Consider the following 15,221-nt stretch of genomic DNA (forward strand, 5'->3'; position numbering starts at 1 on the left):
CATGCAATCCGACTCTTTGATGCAAACCCATGTTCTGCGACGTATCGGCATCCCGCTGGCCGGGCTGGCGCTGACGCTGCTGTCGGGTTGCGCAGCGGATCGCCCTTTGAGAACGCCCGATTTCGGCGCTGTGATACGCGCTGATCTGGACCCAGCCGCACCCGTTACCGCAACCAGGCCTGCCATCGTCCCGGCCCGTGTGAGCGATGCCCTGGCCGAGCCAGCCCCGCCCGCACCGGCGCCGGCGCCTGAGCCCCGCCTGGATTTGCTGGTCAATAACGCGCAGGCCCGAGAGGTGTTTCTGGCCATCGTTGCCGATACCCGCTACAGCATGCTGATGCACCCCGACGTGGGTGGAACACTGTCTGTCACTCTGCGTGGTGTGACGGTGACCGAAGCTCTGGAGGCGATTCGCGATGTCTATGGCTACGATTTCAAGATCGATGGCCGCCGCATAACGATCTATGCGCCCACCCTGCAAACCCGGATTTTTTCGGTGAACTACCCCAACTCACAGCGAGCCGGCACCAGTGATTTGCGGGTGATTGCCAATGGCAGCCAAAGCGGTGGGTCCGGGACGACTCCCAACTCAGGCGGCACGCCATCGGCCCCCAGCACAAACAATAGCAGCGCACAGGGCAGTGGAGTGCAAACAAACTCCAAGACCGATTTCTGGTCTGAACTGGCTGGCGCAGTCAAAGGCCTGGTGGGCGGCGGTGAGGGGCGTAGCGTGATCACCAGTCCGCAGGCCGGCATCATGGCTGTACGTGCCATGCCGGATGAGCTCCGCCAGGTCGACAAGTTCCTGAAGGCTGCGCAAATCGCGGTGGAGCGTCAGGTCATGCTGGAAGCCAAGATCGTGGAAGTCGAACTGCGTGATGGATTCCAGAGCGGGATCGACTGGTCGGCCCTGAAGAACGGCAACAATTCCACGGGGGCTATTGGTGTGTTGGGCGGCAACATGACTAGCAACACGCTGGTTAGTGGTGTACAACCGAATTTGCCGGGATTCGCTTCCACTGGCGGCGCCTTGCTGGCAGATGGCGTATCGATCCCTGCCGCGGGAGCTGGACTGTTTGGTCTGGCATTTGCCACCGATGGGTTTCAGGCCGTGTTGGGTTTTCTGGAAACCCGTGGTGACGTTCAAATTTTGTCGAGCCCGCGTATTGCTACTCTCAACAACCAGAAAGCAGTTTTGAAGGTGGGTACGGACGACTACTTTGTTACCGGTGTGACCGGCGGTTCGACCAATTCGGGGGGTACCGCGAGTGGCAATACGACGACCTTGCCGTCGATTACTTTGACCTCGTTCTTTTCCGGTATTTCACTGGATGTAACACCCCAGATTGACGACGGCTCCACTATTACCCTGCACGTGCACCCTTCCGTCACAACTGTAACGGAGAAGAACAAGCAGGTCGATTTGGGATCATTTGGCAACTACCGGTTTCCGATGGCATCGAGCAACGTGAATGAGTCCGACACCATGGTGCGCATCCAGGACGGCAACATCGTGGCCATCGGCGGCCTGATGCAGATGGAGACCAACCGCAAGGCATCCGGCCTGCCGGGCACCAGCGACATCCCATTCTTGTCCACGTTGTTGGGAAACAAGGCGAATAGTGGGCGCAAAAAAGAAGTGGTGGTTTTGATCAAACCAAGCATCATCCGCACTGCCGCCGATTGGGAAGCGCAGACCCGACGCTCCCGCGCCGCACTCGATGACATGGATGCCGTTCGCAGCAGGGTCATCCGCCTGGATGGCAACACTACGTCAACAGGAACCACCAACTGATGTACCTGGGGCACTTTGCACTCAAGGAGGCCCCTTTCTCCATCACGCCGGATACGGAGTTTTTCTATCCGCACGAAGGCGCACAGGCCTCTCTCAATATGTTGCTGGTGGCCCTGCGCAGCGGTGAAGGGTTCCTCAAGGTGGTGGGCGAGCTGGGTTGTGGCAAAACCGTCCTGTGCCGCCAGTTGCTCAAGACGCTGCAAAATGAATGCGTGACCGCCTACATCCCGAATCCCGACATGGGACCAGATGAATTGCTGATGGCGCTGGCCCATGAATTGGGTGTGGCGCAGACGCCGTCACTGCAACGCCACCAGATGATGGCTGCGCTGAATCATTGCCTGTTGCAACATGCCCGCGAAGGCCGCAGAGTGGTGGTATGCATTGATGAGGCCCAGGCCATTCCCATTCGCACGGTCGAAAGCCTGCGTCTGCTGTCCAATCTGGAAACTGAAAAAAGAAAACTCTTGCAACTGGTGTTACTGGGGCAGCCTGACCTGGATGACAAGCTTGCACGACCAGAAATCCGCCAGCTGCTGCAACGCATCACCTTCAGCGAATACCTCGGTCCCATGCAGGCGTCGCGGGTCGGCGCGTATCTGTCACACCGATTAACCAAGGCAGCGGTGGACGAATCCACCAATGTGCATGTGTTTACGCAGCGGGCCGCACAAACTATCGCTGACTACAGCGGCGGTGTGCCCCGCCTGATCAACGTCATCGCCCACAAATGCCTGATGCTGGCGTTTGGCGAAGGTGAGCTGACGGTGCATGCCCGTTATGTGCATCTGGCCGCAAGGGATACGGCGGGAGTGGTCGCGCGACCGCCCTGGTGGCGTCGGTTGCGAGATCGCCTGGCCTGGAGCGGGAAGGCGGCACGGATATGAGTGTGATCAACAAAATGTTGCGTGACCTGGATCAGCGCAACTCTGAACCGGCGGCAGAACGCAGACATACCGTGAGCGTTGCAGCTACCGCGCACGCGGCGCGATCACGCGGCAAACCCGCCGCGCTGCGAATCACCATGTTTGCACTGGTACTGTTGGTGACGGCGGGTGCGGCGTGGTGGGGCTGGCAACAGATGCGTGCGGCGGACGTTGCCGTGACGCTACCGCCACCCGCTGTTACGCCGGTGGTGCCTGCTTCCGCTCCAGTGGTGGTTGCCGCACCTGTTGCACCGACGCCAGCACAAGTTGATGTCCCCGAGCCGATGCCGGTTGCAGCTGCACCTGCCTCCGCAGCTGCAGTCACCGCGACACCACCGGTCGTGTCGGCAGCGCCCTTCAATACTTCTTTGAAGATAGAGACTACGCTGAAGCTGCCACGGACAACCAAGGAACCAGCGGCCGAACCCGCTGTTCAGGCGGCACAACCCACACCGGCAACGCTCAGTCAGCGCCTGCTCCAGGCGGGACGTGAGGCGCAGGCGCAGGCGCAAACGCTTTGGAACACCGGCGCCAAGGAAGCGGCGATGGATTTGTTGCAGCAGGCGGTGGGCAATGTGGAGCAGGGGCTTGCAGTTGAGCCGGTACCAGGCCAGTTGCAATTGCTTTCCACACTGGCGCGGGATCTGACGCGCATGCAATTAGCGGATGGGCGGGCGGGCGCCGCTTGGGACTTGTTGGTCCGGCTGGAACCCTGGATACGCAACGACGCCGACTTGTGGGCCGTGCGCGGCAACGCGGCGCAGCGTTTGGGCCGCCACCAGGACAGCGCACACGCTTATCTGGCGGCGCTGCAGTCGCGACCCAATGAGCAGCGCTGGCTGTTGGGTGCCGCCGTGTCCCTGGCTGCATCGGGGCAGACTGCTGCTGCGGCCGAGATGGCGGAGAAGGCCCGTGCGGTGGGCGGCATCAGCCAGGAAGTCCAGGCCTACTTGCGCCAGGCAGGCGTGCCGCTCAAGGATAAATAGGGCTGCAGGCCGCGAAAAATGTGCGTAAAAAGCTACTAATTTAGTAGCAATCTACGACTGTCAAAGCGCCCGCCGTACCGTGGGTCGGTACTGCATGGCCTCTGCCACATGCGCCAACCCCACGTTGTCACTTCCAGCCAGATCCGCAATAGTCCGGGCAATCTTCAAAGTACGATGCGTTCCACGGGCCGACCAACCCCATTGGGTCGCGGCGGTTTGCAGGAATTTGGATGCAGCACCGTCCATACAGGCAAAACGGTCGATGTCCTGTCCGGCCAGCGCCTGGTTGGTCTGGCCCTGGCGCAGGTGGGCGCGGGCACGGGCGGCAGAACAGCGATCGCGAATATCGGCAGTGGCTTCGCCCGGCGGGGCATGCAACAGGTCTTTCGCGGGTAACGCGGGGACTTCCACATGCAGATCAATGCGGTCCATCAGCGGGCCGCTGAGTTTGCTCTGGTAACGGTGGATCTGGTCGGGTGTGCAGCGGCAACTGTGGGTCGCTGAGCCGTGGTAACCGCAGGGGCAGGGATTCATTGCGCCTATTAACTGAAAACGTGCCGGGAACTCGGCCCTTCGCGCGGCGCGGGAGATGACGATACTACCGGTCTCCAGCGGTTCACGTAACGCTTCGAGTGCGGACCGGGGAAATTCTGGAAATTCATCTAAAAATAAGACGCCATGGTGCGCCAATGAAATTTCTCCGGGCCGAGGGGGTGAACCGCCGCCAACCAGTGCCACCGCACTGGCGGTGTGATGGGGCTGGGCCGTCACTCTCTGACTCCACCGCTCCATGGCAAACCGTCCGCTCAAAGACGCAATGGCGGCGCTCTGCAAAGCTTCCTCCACGCTCATGTCGGGAAGCAGCCCTGCCAATCTATGCGCCAGCATCGACTTACCAGAGCCCGGAGCTCCAACCAACAAAATACTGTGACCACCGGCGGCGGCAATTTCCAGCGCGCGTTTGGCGGCGGCCTGGCCTTTGACGTCGGCCATATCGGGTGTGGCAACCCGTGCCGCAGGTGGTGCGGCGTGGATGCGAGCCCAGCCGTCGGGCGTAGCCTGCGTAACTATCGCCTCGGTGTTTGCCTCGGGCGGTGCAAAGTGTTGCACCACGTCCAGCAGGTGCCTTGCGCGGTAAACCTGTGCTCCCGGCACCAACGCCGCTTCTTCCGCGCTGCCCGGGGGCAAGACAAGGCGGGCCGATTCTTGCCCCGAGCTGTGCAGCGCCAGCGCCATGGCCAGCGCGCCGCGCACCGGGCGCAACTCGCCGGAGAGCGACAGCTCACCCGCAAACTCATAGCCCGCCAGCTTGCTGGTATCAATCAGGCCACTGGCTGCCAGAATGCCCAAAGCGATGGGGAGGTCCAGCCGGCCAGAATCTTTGGGCAGGTCGGCAGGCGCCAAATTGACGGTGATTCTTTTGTTATTTGGGAATTCCAGGCCGCTGTTCTGGATCGCGCAGCGCACGCGTTCGCGTGCTTCCTTCACCTCCACATCGGCGAGCCCCACCAGCGCGAAACTGGGCAGGCCATTCGCCAGATGGACTTCCACCGTGACCGGGATAGCTTCCAGCCCCAATAAAACCCGGCTTTGCACCAAAGACAAACTCATGGCGAATCCTCCCAAAACAGTGCGCCCACATTCCATGCAGAAACATCATCTGCACCAAACAGGTGCTTACTGGTTATTCATACAGCTATCTTAACGCAAACCACGGTATTTGGTGTACAGGGACGAGAAAGCAACGCTGGGGTCGGTTGGCACGCCTCATGCTTTGTAGGGTTGTCTCCCGATTTCCGGGGAGTGAGTCGGCCATGGGCTCTGTACGCAATTAACCAGGAGAAAGCATGAAACTCGTAACGGCCATCATCAAACCGTTCAAGCTTGACGAGGTGCGAGAAGCCTTGTCGGCGATCGGTGTGCAGGGCATCACCGTCACCGAAGTCAAGGGCTTCGGGCGTCAAAAGGGACATACCGAGCTGTACCGCGGCGCGGAATACGTGGTCGACTTCTTGCCCAAGGTCAAGATTGAAGCGGCTATCGACGATGCGCTGGTTGAGCGCGTGATCGAAGCGGTTGAAGCTGCAGCCCGCACCGGCAAGATCGGTGACGGCAAGATTTTCGTGTACGACCTCGAACAAGTGGTCCGTATCCGCACCGGTGAAACCGGTAAAGAAGCACTGTGAGATTGGAAAACACCATGAAAAAACTGCTTATTTCCCTGGCCCTGGCGTTTAGCGCGCTGTCGGCAACTTCGCTGGCCGTCGCACAAAGCCCGGCTCCTGCAGCTACTGCATCGGCGCCTGAAGCCGCTGCCACACCGGCCGCTGCACCTGCTGCTGCCGCTCCTGCTGAAGCTGCTTCGGCACCGGCCGTTGCAGCACCGGCACCGGTTCCCAACAAGGGCGACACCGCCTGGATGATGGTCTCCACCATGCTGGTGATCCTGATGACGGTTCCCGGCCTGGCCCTGTTCTACGGCGGCCTGGTGCGCAGCAAGAACATGCTGTCCGTACTGATGCAGGTTCTGGTGACCTTCTCGATGATTGTTGTGTTGTGGTTCATTTATGGCTACAGCCTGGCGTTCACCGAGGGCAATGCCTTCTTCGGCGGCACAGACCGTTTGTTCATGAAGGGAATCTGGGACAACGTCGCGGGTACTTTCGCCAGTGGTGCCACTTTCAGCAAGGGCACGCCCATGTATGAAATCGTGTTCGCCGCCTTCCAGGCCACCTTCGCCGGTATTACCTGCTGCCTGATCGTGGGTTCTTTTGCTGAACGTATCAAGTTCACGGCTGCATTGGCCTTCATGGTGATCTGGTTCACTTTCAGCTATGCACCTATGGCCCACATGGTCTGGTTCTGGATGGGACCTGATGCTTACGCCTCAGCAGCTGTCGCCGATGAAATGACCTCCAAGGCCGGTCTGTTGTGGCAATGGGGTGCGCTGGACTTCGCCGGCGGCACTGTGGTGCACATCAACGCAGCGGTTGCCGGTTTGGTCGGTGCGTTCATGATTGGCAAGCGCGTCGGTTACGGCAAGGAATCCATGGCGCCTCACAGCCTGACACTGACCATGGTCGGTGCCTCGCTGCTGTGGGTGGGTTGGTTCGGCTTCAACGCCGGCTCCGCTCTGGAAGCCAATGGCTTTGCCGCACTGGCCTTCATCAACACCTTGGGCGCTACTGCCGCTGCGGTGTTGACATGGAGCATCGGTGAAGCGCTGATGAAGGGCAAGGCTTCGATGCTGGGCGCTGCGTCTGGCGCAGTGGCTGGCCTGGTCGCGATCACACCTGCCGCCGGTAACGTCGGCATCGGCGGTGGCCTGGTGATTGGCTTGCTGGCTGGCTTTGCCGGTCTGTGGGGCGTGACAGGTCTGAAGAAGCTGCTGGGCGCAGACGACACCTTGGACGTGTTCGGCGTGCACGGTGTCTGCGGCATCCTGGGTGCCTTGCTGACTGGTGTGTTTGCATCGCCTTCGCTCGGTGGCCCCAGCATGATGGGCGACTGGGTGACGGCAACCATGGTGACACCTGACGCTTACTCCATCGGCGCACAAGTGCTGGTTCAGGCCAAGGCCGTCGGCGTGACGATCCTCTGGTCGGGCATCGTTTCCGTGATCGCCTACTTCATCGTCGACAAGACCATTGGTCTGCGTGTCAGCGAAGAAGACGAGCGCGAAGGTCTGGACATCACGTCCCACGGCGAAACGGCTTACGGTCGCTAAACACAGGACTGATGTAGACATCATTCTTCTTGAAGTTGAAGGCCCGGCAGGATGCAAGTCCCGCCGGGCTTTTTTACGTGTGCTTGACGGCAACCGAATCAGGCGCTCCTGGGTGAGTCAGTGCGCGGTCAGAGGCATGCACTACGATGTTTGCCGCACGGTGGGGAGATCGGGCAATGGTTGCCGGGGGCCTGCGGTGTGGAGACAAGACAATGAAAAGACCAAGTATTTTCCGTGCGTCGCGCAATGCCGCATTGGCTGCCAGCCTGGTGTTGGCATCGGTGGCGTTTGCGCCAATGGCGTGGGCCGCTGGCCCGTTTGACCCGGTGCAAAGCGTGCAGGGCACCGAGCTGCAGCTCAACGGTGCGGGCACCCGCTACAAAGCAATTTTCAAGGTGTATGACCTGGCGTTGTACAGCAGCCGCAAAGTGAAGACGCTGGATGAGCTGCTGGCAGTGCCCGGCCCCAAGCGGCTGAGCTTCATCGCATTGCGCGACCTTCCGGGCACGGACCTGGGCCTGTCCTTCATCAAGGGCCTGTCCAACAATTCAACCCCCGAGCAGATCCGCAAACACACACCCTCCAGCACGCGCCTGATCGAGATTTTCTCGGGCCGCCCCAAAGTAGCGGCGGGCGATACCTTTGCGATGGAATACCTGCCCGGCAAGGGCACTACCTTCTTCATCAAGGGCGTGGCCCAAGGTGCCCCGTTGGGCGATGATGAGTACTTCGGCATGATCCTGCGCATCTGGCTGGGCCAGGTACCGGTGGACTACAAGCTCAAGGAAGCCATGCTGGGCACTGGCACCTGAGGTTTGAGCGCTACATTGCTTGTGCCTGCGCGGTAACTATTCTTACCAACAGCAGGCACAATTTGGCGCATGACAAGCAAACCCTCCGCCTGGACTTCCGTAGCCACGCAAACCTTCACGCTCGGTGAGTCGCCGTTCTGGCATCCGCAAGAACAAACCCTGTACTGGGTCGACATCGCTGGGCGTAAGTTGGCGCGTGCCAATGTCTACATGGGCACGGTGGACACCTGGGACATGCCCAGTGAGCCCGGCTGCATAGCACCCGCTGCCAGCGGCGGCTTGGTGATCGCGCTGCGCCATGGCGTCTTTCGCGCGCGCACCTGGGGTGGCGCGCTGGAAGCCATCACCGTGCTGGACTACGACCAAAAGACCGTACGTGCCAACGACGGCAAGTGCGATCCTTTGGGCCGCTTCTGGGTCGGCACCGTGGACGAGCCCAAGGCGGCCAAAGCTGGTACGCTGTACAGCATCGATTGCCGCAAGGGTGCACCGGTGGTCACGCGCCAGGCGGGCGATGCGTTGACGGCGAATGGCTTGGCCTGGAGCCCCGATGTCAGCACGCTGTACTGGGCCGACACGCCCAACCACATCGTGCATGCCTGGAATTTCGATCTGAAAACCAACACATTGAGCACGCACCGCAACTTTCTGCAGTTCCAGAAAAAGCCGGAAGGCTGGCACTACAACGACAACCGCTACCAGGGCCGCCCGGATGGTGCCGCGGTGGATGCGCTTGGCAACTACTGGGTGGCGATGTACGAAGGCCGGCGCATTTGTGTGTTCTCCCCCGCAGGCGAATTGCTGCGCGAAATTGAAACCCCGGTGCAATGCCCGACGATGCCCTGCTTTGGCGGCGAAGACCTGCGCACGCTGTACATCACCAGCGCGAAAAAAGGCCGTGGCGATGACGAGCTGGCGCAAATGCCGCTGTCCGGTACGGTGTTCGCTATGCAGGTGGACACACCGGGCCTGCCTGTGAATTTCTTCGCCGACTAAATTTTTCACTGCGACCGCCGCAGAAATTTCACGCGTAGTGCGTGCCCGACGGCTTACCATCGGCCCATGTCTGCGCAGCCATCTTTTCAAGCCACTACAGCGGAATTCGCCGAGCGCGTGCGCCGGGCCGCGGCGGATGGGCGCGGTCTGCATATTCGCGGTGGTGGTAGCAAGGATTTCTACGGCGCAGCGCGAGGCGGGGACTTGCTGGAGACCGCCAGTCTGAGCGGCATCGTCAGCTACGAGCCCAGCGAATTGGTGGTCACTGCCGGTGCCGGCACACCCTTGAAAGAATTGGAAGACCTGCTGGCCGGCGAAGGCCAATGCCTGGCGTTTGAGCCACCGCACTTCGCGCGCTCGCAGCCGTCTGGCGCAACCATCGGCGGCATGGTCGCCACGGGCCTTTCTGGCCCGGCGCGTGCCAGTGTCGGCGGAGTGCGGGACTATGTGCTGGGCCTGCAACTGATCAATGGCCGCGCCGAACACCTGACGTTTGGCGGCCAGGTGATGAAGAACGTCGCGGGCTACGACGTCTCACGTTTGATGGTGGGCGCGATGGGCACCCTGGGCCTGATCACACAGGTGTCGCTCAAGGTCATGCCCAAGGCGCCTGCCGAGGCCACCCTGGTATTTGAACTTGCGCAAGCCGCTGCGCTGGAGCATTTGCACCGCTGGGGCGGCGAGCCTTTGCCGCTGAACGCGAGTTGCTGGGTGCATGACCCGACGGATGGTGCTGGCCGTGACTTGCTGTTTGTACGGCTGCGTGGTGCAGTGGCTGCCGTTGAGACGGCATGCCAAAAAATGCTGGGCGAAGTCGACGGGAAGCAGCTGGACAACGCCCAGGCCGCCGCGGACTGGTTGCTCTGTCGCGACCAGGCGCTGCCCTTCTTTGCGCAGCCGCCGCAACAGGACATGGCACTGTGGCGATTGAGCCTGCCGCAAACTGCACCCGTGCTGGGCCTGCCCTGGCCGCAGCTGGTGGAGTGGCATGGTGGTTTGCGCTGGCTCTGGGCGCCGCATGATGCGGCTGCCGAGTTGCATGCAAAGGCGCAACGTGTCGGCGGAAGCGCTAGTATTTTTGTAGCTGCTCACGCACATTCTGCGCGTGCTGCAGGCCAATTCGACACCCAAAATACAGCGGCAACCGAAATTGCGAAGAGGCTGAAAACCAGCTTTGATCCGCGCGGCGTGTTCAATCCCAATCCTATGAGCAAGGCCTGAATCCATGCGACGGCTGCGCCACCTCACCAACCAGCATCGCACGCAGGCGACGGACCGCATGCTGGGCGGGTTGCTGGCGTTCATAGCCGGTGCCATCAACGCTGGCGGCCTGCTGCTGGTGGGCATGTACACCTCACACATGACAGGCTTTGCGTCGATGCTGGCTGACAACCTGGTGCTGGGCAATATGGCGCTGGTACTGGGGCCATTAGGTGCGGTGCTGGCCTTCGTGTCGGGTGCTGCGACGACTGCGCTGCTGGTCAACTGGGCCAGACAGCACCACTTGCGCAGCGAGTACGCGTTGCCGTTGTTGGTCGAGGCCATGCTGTTGCTGCTGTTTGGCCTGATCGGCGCCACGCTGAACCAGCAAACCCCGTTTGCGATACCGCTGACCGTGCTGGTGCTGGCCTACACCATGGGCTTGCAAAACGCGCTGGTCTCCAAGATATCGTCTTCGCAAATTCGCACCACGCACATGACGGGCGTCATCACCGACCTGGGCATTGAGCTGGGCAAGATGCTGTATTGGAACGGCAAGACATCTGCGCAAGACGCAGCCAATCAGCCGCCTCGCGTGGTGCGTGCCAACAGGCTGAAGTTGCGGCTGTACGGCACGCTGTTGACGATGTTCTTTTCCGGTGGCCTGTTCGGCGCGCTGGGCTTCCGTTACGTCGGTTTTGTCTGGGTGCTGCCGTTGGCCACGTTGTTGTTGCTGGCCTGCCTGCCGCCATTGGTATCGGACCTGCGTCGCTATCGCCACCATTTGCTGCGCTTGCTGAACGCCATTCACTGACCATGCAAACCCAACTCTCTCCCGAATACGCCAACACGCCGGATGGCCAGGCCGCCGAAGCCATTCTGCGCAAGTGCGTGCACTGCGGATTTTGTACCGCGACGTGTCCGACCTACCAATTGCTGGGTGATGAACTGGACGGGCCGCGCGGGCGCATTTATCTGATGAAGCAGGTGCTGGAAGGCGCTGAGCCGACACGCGCGACACAGATGCATCTGGACCGTTGCCTGACCTGCCGCAATTGCGAAAGCACTTGCCCGTCCGGTGTCGACTATGGGCATCTGGTGGACATCGGGCGCAAGCTGGTCGATGCCAAAGTGCCGCGGCCGTTGCCGGAGCGCGCGATGCGCTGGGCGCTGAAAGAGGGATTGCCTTCGTCGTTGTTTGCGCCCGCCATGGCGGTGGGTCAAATGCTGCGGCCTCTGCTGCCGCAAGTGTTGAAAGACAAAGTGCCAGTCAAGCAAGCGGCGGGCGAATGGCCCGCGCGCACGCACGCACGCAAAGTGCTGCTGTTGGCCGGTTGTGTGCAGCCGGCGATGGCGCCGAATATCAATGCAGCTACCGCGCGCGTGCTGGATGCCGCAGGCCTACAGGCGGTGGTCGCACCCAAGGCCGGTTGCTGTGGCGCGGTGAAGTTTCACCTGAATGACCAGGACGGCGGCAAAGCAGAGATGCGCGCCAACATCGACGCCTGGTGGCCGCACATTGAACCAGTGAATGGCGAAGCGGCGGTGGAGGCCATTGTGATGAACGCGTCGGGCTGTGGCGTCACCGTCAAGGAATACGGCCATACCTTGCGCGACGATCCGCTGTACGCAGACAAGGCAGCGCGCATCAGCGCACTGACGCGCGACCTGAGTGAGTTGCTGCCGGATCTGGTGGAGCCGTTACGTGCAAATCTGCAAAACAGTCCGCGTCCCGGGCTGGTCTTTCACCCGCCCTGCACCTTGCAACACGGCCAGCAACTGCGCGGCGGTGTGGAACAGCACCTGCAGGCGCTGGGTTTCTCGGTGCGTTTGGCGGCTCAAGAGTCGCATTTGTGTTGCGGCTCGGCTGGCACCTATTCGGTGTTACAGCCTGCGTTGTCCAAGACCTTGCGCGAACGCAAGCTGGCGGGGCTGAACCCCAAAACAGATGAGGTCATCATCAGCGCCAACATCGGCTGCATCACCCACCTGCAAAGCGGCACCGAGACACCGGTGCGGCATTGGGTGGAAGTTCTGGATGCTGCTTTAGGCCGCTAGTGCGGCCTCAATATCTGCTTTCAGACTTTTCGGCGTATCCGTCGGCGCGTAGCGCTTGATCACTTCGCCATCCTTGCCGACCAGAAACTTGGTGAAGTTCCATTTAATGGCCTGCGTGCCGAGAATGCCGCGGGCTTCCTTGGTCAGCCACTGGTACAGCGGATGCGCCTCAGAGCCATTGACGTTGATCTTGGACATCATCGGGAATGTCACGCCGTAGTTGACCTGGCAGAAACCGGAAATCTCGTCATTGCTGCCAGGGTCTTGTGAACCAAACTGGTTGCACGGGAAGCCGAGCACGACCAGGCCCTTGTCGCCGTATTCCTTGTGCAATTCTTCCAGCCCGCCAAACTGGGGCGTGAAGCCGCAGGCGCTGGCGGTGTTGACGATCAGCAGGGCTTTGCCCTTGAACTCGGAGAGCGATACCGATTTGCCGTTGATTTGTTCGGCTTCGAAGTCATACACAGTGGTCATGGTGGTTTCTGCAGGGAAGAAAAAAAGTGACCATAGCACTTTTGAAAAATATCCGCCTGCCGCGAGACTAATGGTTGGCAGCGGTTGAAGACAAAGCGCTGAGAAGTGCCGCTGCCAATATCAGCGCTGCGCCCAGCAGCATGCGGCCATTCAGGTTCGCCGCTCCGAGCAGCACGGAGGAGGTGCTGGCAAATACGACCTCCAGCAACATGACCAGCGAGCTGGTGCTGACCGCCAGGCGGGCAGCACCGTATTGCAAGCCCAGCGTGCCGGCCAGGAACGCCAGGCTCAGCGAAAGCACCCACAGCGGCCAGGTGGTGTCCAGCGGTGGAAGGGCGCTAATCGCACCGAGTTGCATGCCGACAAATGCTGTCAGGCCCGCCATCAGCGAGGCACCTGTAAACATCGCGAACACACTGCCCAGTGCAGGGGCGTGGCGCATGCGCCGTAGCAGCACATTGGTCAATGCAAAGCACATACCCCCCATCAGGGCCAACCAGTCCGCCAGCGTGTGAGGGACCGGCCATTCAGCGCCAGGCGCTTTGAGCACCACGATCACGCCAACCAATGCCAGCGCCATGCGCAACAGGCTGCCTGCAGTGGGCCGCTCGCCCAGAATGGGCCAGGCAAACAGAATGGACCATGCGGGCATCAGGTAAAACAGCAGCACCACGCGAACTACATCGCCGATCGACACGGCCCAATTGAAGCCGACATTCGTAAGGCCGCCGGCCAGTGCCAAAAGCCATAGCCCTTTGTGCTGGCGAAAGTAATGAAAAGCGTGTGGGCGGAAAAGCAGCAGGCTGATGACCGCCAGCGCGTAGACCAGCGCAGTCGCCCACAGTGGATGCACACCCAGGTCTTGCAACTCCCGAAACGGCCACCACGACAATCCCCAGGCCAGGGCATTGACGGCCAGAGCCAGCGCGGCAATCCATGCGCCGCGGGAATTAACGGCCATGCGCCTCGTCGTTGCGCGCGATGTCCAGCAGGTGTTCCACCTCCGCACCGTGCACGCGGCAGTTGTGCGCGTGCCAGCGCTGGATCAACCACATAAAGCCTGCAATCGTCAGACCAAAGGCTGTGATGGAGCCAAACGAAGACAGTCCCATGCCGGTTGCGAATGTGTAGAGCGCGCCCAAGCCCAGAATGCAGGCCTGTTCATTAAAGTTTTGAACTGCAATGGAGCGCCCAGCGCCCATCAGGTTGTGGCCGCGGTGCTGCAACAGCGCATTCATAGGCACCACCAGAAAGCCGCCCACGCCACCCAGCAAAATCAGGAAGGGTGCCGCGACCCACACATTGGTGATGAAGTTCAGCACCAGCAGCAGCAAGCCCATCACGATGCCCAGCGTGATCATGCGTGGCCCATCTTCCAGGCGCATGCGCATCGAAGCCACTACGGCACCGAGCGCCATGCCAATGGCTACGACACCTTGCAGCGCCGAGGCCTGCGTCACGCTGTAGCCCAGTGCGGCCGCAGCCCAGGTCAGCACGATGATGCGCAGATTGCCGGCGACGCCCCAGATCAGCGTGGTCGCAGCCAGCGAAATCTGGCCCAGGCGGTCGCGCCACAGCCGCGTGTGGCAGCTCCAGAAATCAGGCAGCAGCGAAATGAGGTGGCGCGGCAGTGGACGGATGGGCACACCCGTCAGCGGGATGCGGGTGTTGAACCACGCCGCCAGCAGGTAGACGAAGATCAATATGCTGATGGCCGCTTCGGGCGGCGTGTCCACGCTGGTCGTCATCAGCGGGAAATCAAGCGACAGCAGCATGCTCGATATGGCCGGTGCCACCAATTGGCCGCCCAGCAACACGCCCAGAATGATGGAGGCGATGGTCAGGCCCTCGATCCAGCCGTTGGCTTTGACCAACTGGGGCGCTGGCAGCAATTCAGTGAGGATGCCGTACTTGGCGGGCGAGTAGGCCGCAGCGCCCAAGCCGACGATGGCGTAGGACAGCAGCGGGTGCGTTCCAAACAGCATCATCACGCAGCCCACCACCTTGATGAAATTGCTGATCAGCATCACGCGCCCTTTGGGCATGGCATCTGCGAAAGCGCCGACAAACGGCGCCAGCACGACATAGAACAGCGCAAACATCGGAATCAGCGCCGCCTGCTGCCATGGCTCCGCGCCACTGGTGCGCAGCAACTGCACGGCGGCAACGAACAGGGCATTGTCGGCCAGCGAGCTGAAAAACTGCGCCGACATGATGGTGTAAAAACCGCGTTTCATCGATGGGGTT

The 15,221-nt window shown here is 61.1% G+C and carries 14 protein-coding genes; 10 read left to right on the plus strand and 4 right to left on the minus strand.

Features of this window, described 5'->3' with window-relative positions:
• Nucleotide 1 precedes the first annotated feature (1 nt).
• From AC1DV6_RS08050 to AC1DV6_RS08060, 3 genes are read left to right on the plus strand one after another with little or no spacing between them, the layout of a single operon-like run.
• Entirely contained in the window at nucleotides 2–1,795 is a 1,794-nt protein-coding gene (locus AC1DV6_RS08050; protein ID WP_477976861.1) for a secretin N-terminal domain-containing protein, read from the plus strand.
• Entirely contained in the window at nucleotides 1,795–2,682 is an 888-nt protein-coding gene (locus tag AC1DV6_RS08055; protein ID WP_477976862.1) for an ExeA family protein, read from the plus strand. Before AC1DV6_RS08050 ends, AC1DV6_RS08055 begins: the two co-directional genes overlap by 1 nt.
• Nucleotides 2,679–3,707, plus strand: a complete 1,029-nt coding sequence (locus tag AC1DV6_RS08060; RefSeq protein ID WP_477976869.1) for a hypothetical protein — start codon at nucleotides 2,679–2,681, stop codon at nucleotides 3,705–3,707. The genes AC1DV6_RS08055 and AC1DV6_RS08060 overlap by 4 nt, the downstream gene beginning before the upstream one ends.
• A 60-nt stretch (nucleotides 3,708–3,767) precedes the next feature.
• Here AC1DV6_RS08060 and AC1DV6_RS08065 read toward each other — a convergent pair whose 3' ends face one another.
• Nucleotides 3,768–5,318 (minus strand): YifB family Mg chelatase-like AAA ATPase, encoded by a 1,551-nt coding sequence (locus AC1DV6_RS08065; RefSeq protein ID WP_477976871.1) that lies wholly within the window; start codon nucleotides 5,316–5,318, stop codon nucleotides 3,768–3,770.
• Nucleotides 5,319–5,554: 236 nt separating this feature from the next.
• Between AC1DV6_RS08065 and glnK the strand changes: the two genes are divergently transcribed.
• From glnK to glcF, 7 genes are all read left to right on the plus strand, one after another.
• Nucleotides 5,555–5,893 (plus strand): P-II family nitrogen regulator, encoded by a 339-nt coding sequence (gene glnK, locus AC1DV6_RS08070; protein ID WP_477976873.1) that lies wholly within the window; start codon nucleotides 5,555–5,557, stop codon nucleotides 5,891–5,893.
• A gap of 14 nt (nucleotides 5,894–5,907) precedes the next feature.
• A complete protein-coding gene (gene amt, locus AC1DV6_RS08075) occupies nucleotides 5,908–7,434 on the plus strand; it encodes an ammonium transporter (protein WP_477976875.1) in 1,527 nt (508 codons plus the stop codon).
• 212 nt (nucleotides 7,435–7,646) lie between these two features.
• Nucleotides 7,647–8,246, plus strand: a complete 600-nt coding sequence (locus AC1DV6_RS08080) for a chalcone isomerase family protein (RefSeq protein ID WP_477976877.1) — start codon at nucleotides 7,647–7,649, stop codon at nucleotides 8,244–8,246.
• Between the two features lie 69 nt (nucleotides 8,247–8,315).
• A complete protein-coding gene (locus tag AC1DV6_RS08085; RefSeq protein WP_477976879.1) occupies nucleotides 8,316–9,242 on the plus strand; it encodes an SMP-30/gluconolactonase/LRE family protein in 927 nt (308 codons plus the stop codon).
• Between the two features lie 66 nt (nucleotides 9,243–9,308).
• On the plus strand, nucleotides 9,309–10,463 hold the full coding sequence (gene glcE, locus AC1DV6_RS08090; protein WP_477976880.1) for a glycolate oxidase subunit GlcE: 1,155 nt from the start codon (nucleotides 9,309–9,311) through the stop codon (nucleotides 10,461–10,463).
• Nucleotides 10,464–10,467: 4 nt separating this feature from the next.
• A complete protein-coding gene (locus AC1DV6_RS08095) occupies nucleotides 10,468–11,256 on the plus strand; it encodes a YoaK family protein (RefSeq protein ID WP_477976882.1) in 789 nt (262 codons plus the stop codon).
• Nucleotides 11,257–11,258: 2 nt separating this feature from the next.
• Complete coding sequence (gene glcF / locus AC1DV6_RS08100; protein ID WP_477976884.1) at nucleotides 11,259–12,500, plus strand: glycolate oxidase subunit GlcF; 1,242 nt, start codon at nucleotides 11,259–11,261, stop codon at nucleotides 12,498–12,500.
• Here the strand turns inward: glcF and AC1DV6_RS08105 are convergent.
• From AC1DV6_RS08105 to lplT, 3 genes are all read right to left on the minus strand, one after another.
• Nucleotides 12,489–12,974, minus strand: coding sequence for a glutathione peroxidase (locus AC1DV6_RS08105; protein ID WP_477976886.1), 486 nt, complete (start codon nucleotides 12,972–12,974; stop codon nucleotides 12,489–12,491). The two genes, glcF and AC1DV6_RS08105, sit on opposite strands and share 12 nt — an antisense overlap.
• A gap of 67 nt (nucleotides 12,975–13,041) precedes the next feature.
• Nucleotides 13,042–13,935 carry a DMT family transporter gene (locus AC1DV6_RS08110; RefSeq protein ID WP_477976887.1) on the minus strand — a complete coding sequence of 298 codons (894 nt, stop codon included), beginning with the start codon at nucleotides 13,933–13,935 and terminating at the stop codon, nucleotides 13,042–13,044.
• Entirely contained in the window at nucleotides 13,925–15,211 is a 1,287-nt protein-coding gene (lplT, locus tag AC1DV6_RS08115; RefSeq protein WP_477976889.1) for a lysophospholipid transporter LplT, read from the minus strand. The genes AC1DV6_RS08110 and lplT overlap by 11 nt, the downstream gene beginning before the upstream one ends.
• Between the last annotated feature and the right edge of the window lie 10 nt (nucleotides 15,212–15,221).

The organism is Rhodoferax sp. P2_H8_2, from assembly GCF_056403235.1.

Bases quoted from the DNA above. Each gene is read 5' to 3' on its own strand.
- AC1DV6_RS08050 (WP_477976861.1), top strand. From the start codon at position 2: ATGCAATCCGACTCTTTGATGCAAACCCATGTTCTGCGACGTATCGGC.
- AC1DV6_RS08055 (WP_477976862.1), top strand. From the start codon at position 1,795: ATGTACCTGGGGCACTTTGCACTCAAGGAGGCCCCTTTCTCCATCACG.
- AC1DV6_RS08060 (WP_477976869.1), top strand. From the start codon at position 2,679: ATGAGTGTGATCAACAAAATGTTGCGTGACCTGGATCAGCGCAACTCT.
- AC1DV6_RS08065 (WP_477976871.1), bottom strand. From the start codon at position 5,318: ATGAGTTTGTCTTTGGTGCAAAGCCGGGTTTTATTGGGGCTGGAAGCT.
- glnK (WP_477976873.1), top strand. From the start codon at position 5,555: ATGAAACTCGTAACGGCCATCATCAAACCGTTCAAGCTTGACGAGGTG.
- amt (WP_477976875.1), top strand. From the start codon at position 5,908: ATGAAAAAACTGCTTATTTCCCTGGCCCTGGCGTTTAGCGCGCTGTCG.
- AC1DV6_RS08080 (WP_477976877.1), top strand. From the start codon at position 7,647: ATGAAAAGACCAAGTATTTTCCGTGCGTCGCGCAATGCCGCATTGGCT.
- AC1DV6_RS08085 (WP_477976879.1), top strand. From the start codon at position 8,316: ATGACAAGCAAACCCTCCGCCTGGACTTCCGTAGCCACGCAAACCTTC.
- glcE (WP_477976880.1), top strand. From the start codon at position 9,309: ATGTCTGCGCAGCCATCTTTTCAAGCCACTACAGCGGAATTCGCCGAG.
- AC1DV6_RS08095 (WP_477976882.1), top strand. From the start codon at position 10,468: ATGCGACGGCTGCGCCACCTCACCAACCAGCATCGCACGCAGGCGACG.
- glcF (WP_477976884.1), top strand. From the start codon at position 11,259: ATGCAAACCCAACTCTCTCCCGAATACGCCAACACGCCGGATGGCCAG.
- AC1DV6_RS08105 (WP_477976886.1), bottom strand. From the start codon at position 12,974: ATGACCACTGTGTATGACTTCGAAGCCGAACAAATCAACGGCAAATCG.
- AC1DV6_RS08110 (WP_477976887.1), bottom strand. From the start codon at position 13,935: ATGGCCGTTAATTCCCGCGGCGCATGGATTGCCGCGCTGGCTCTGGCC.
- lplT (WP_477976889.1), bottom strand. From the start codon at position 15,211: ATGAAACGCGGTTTTTACACCATCATGTCGGCGCAGTTTTTCAGCTCG.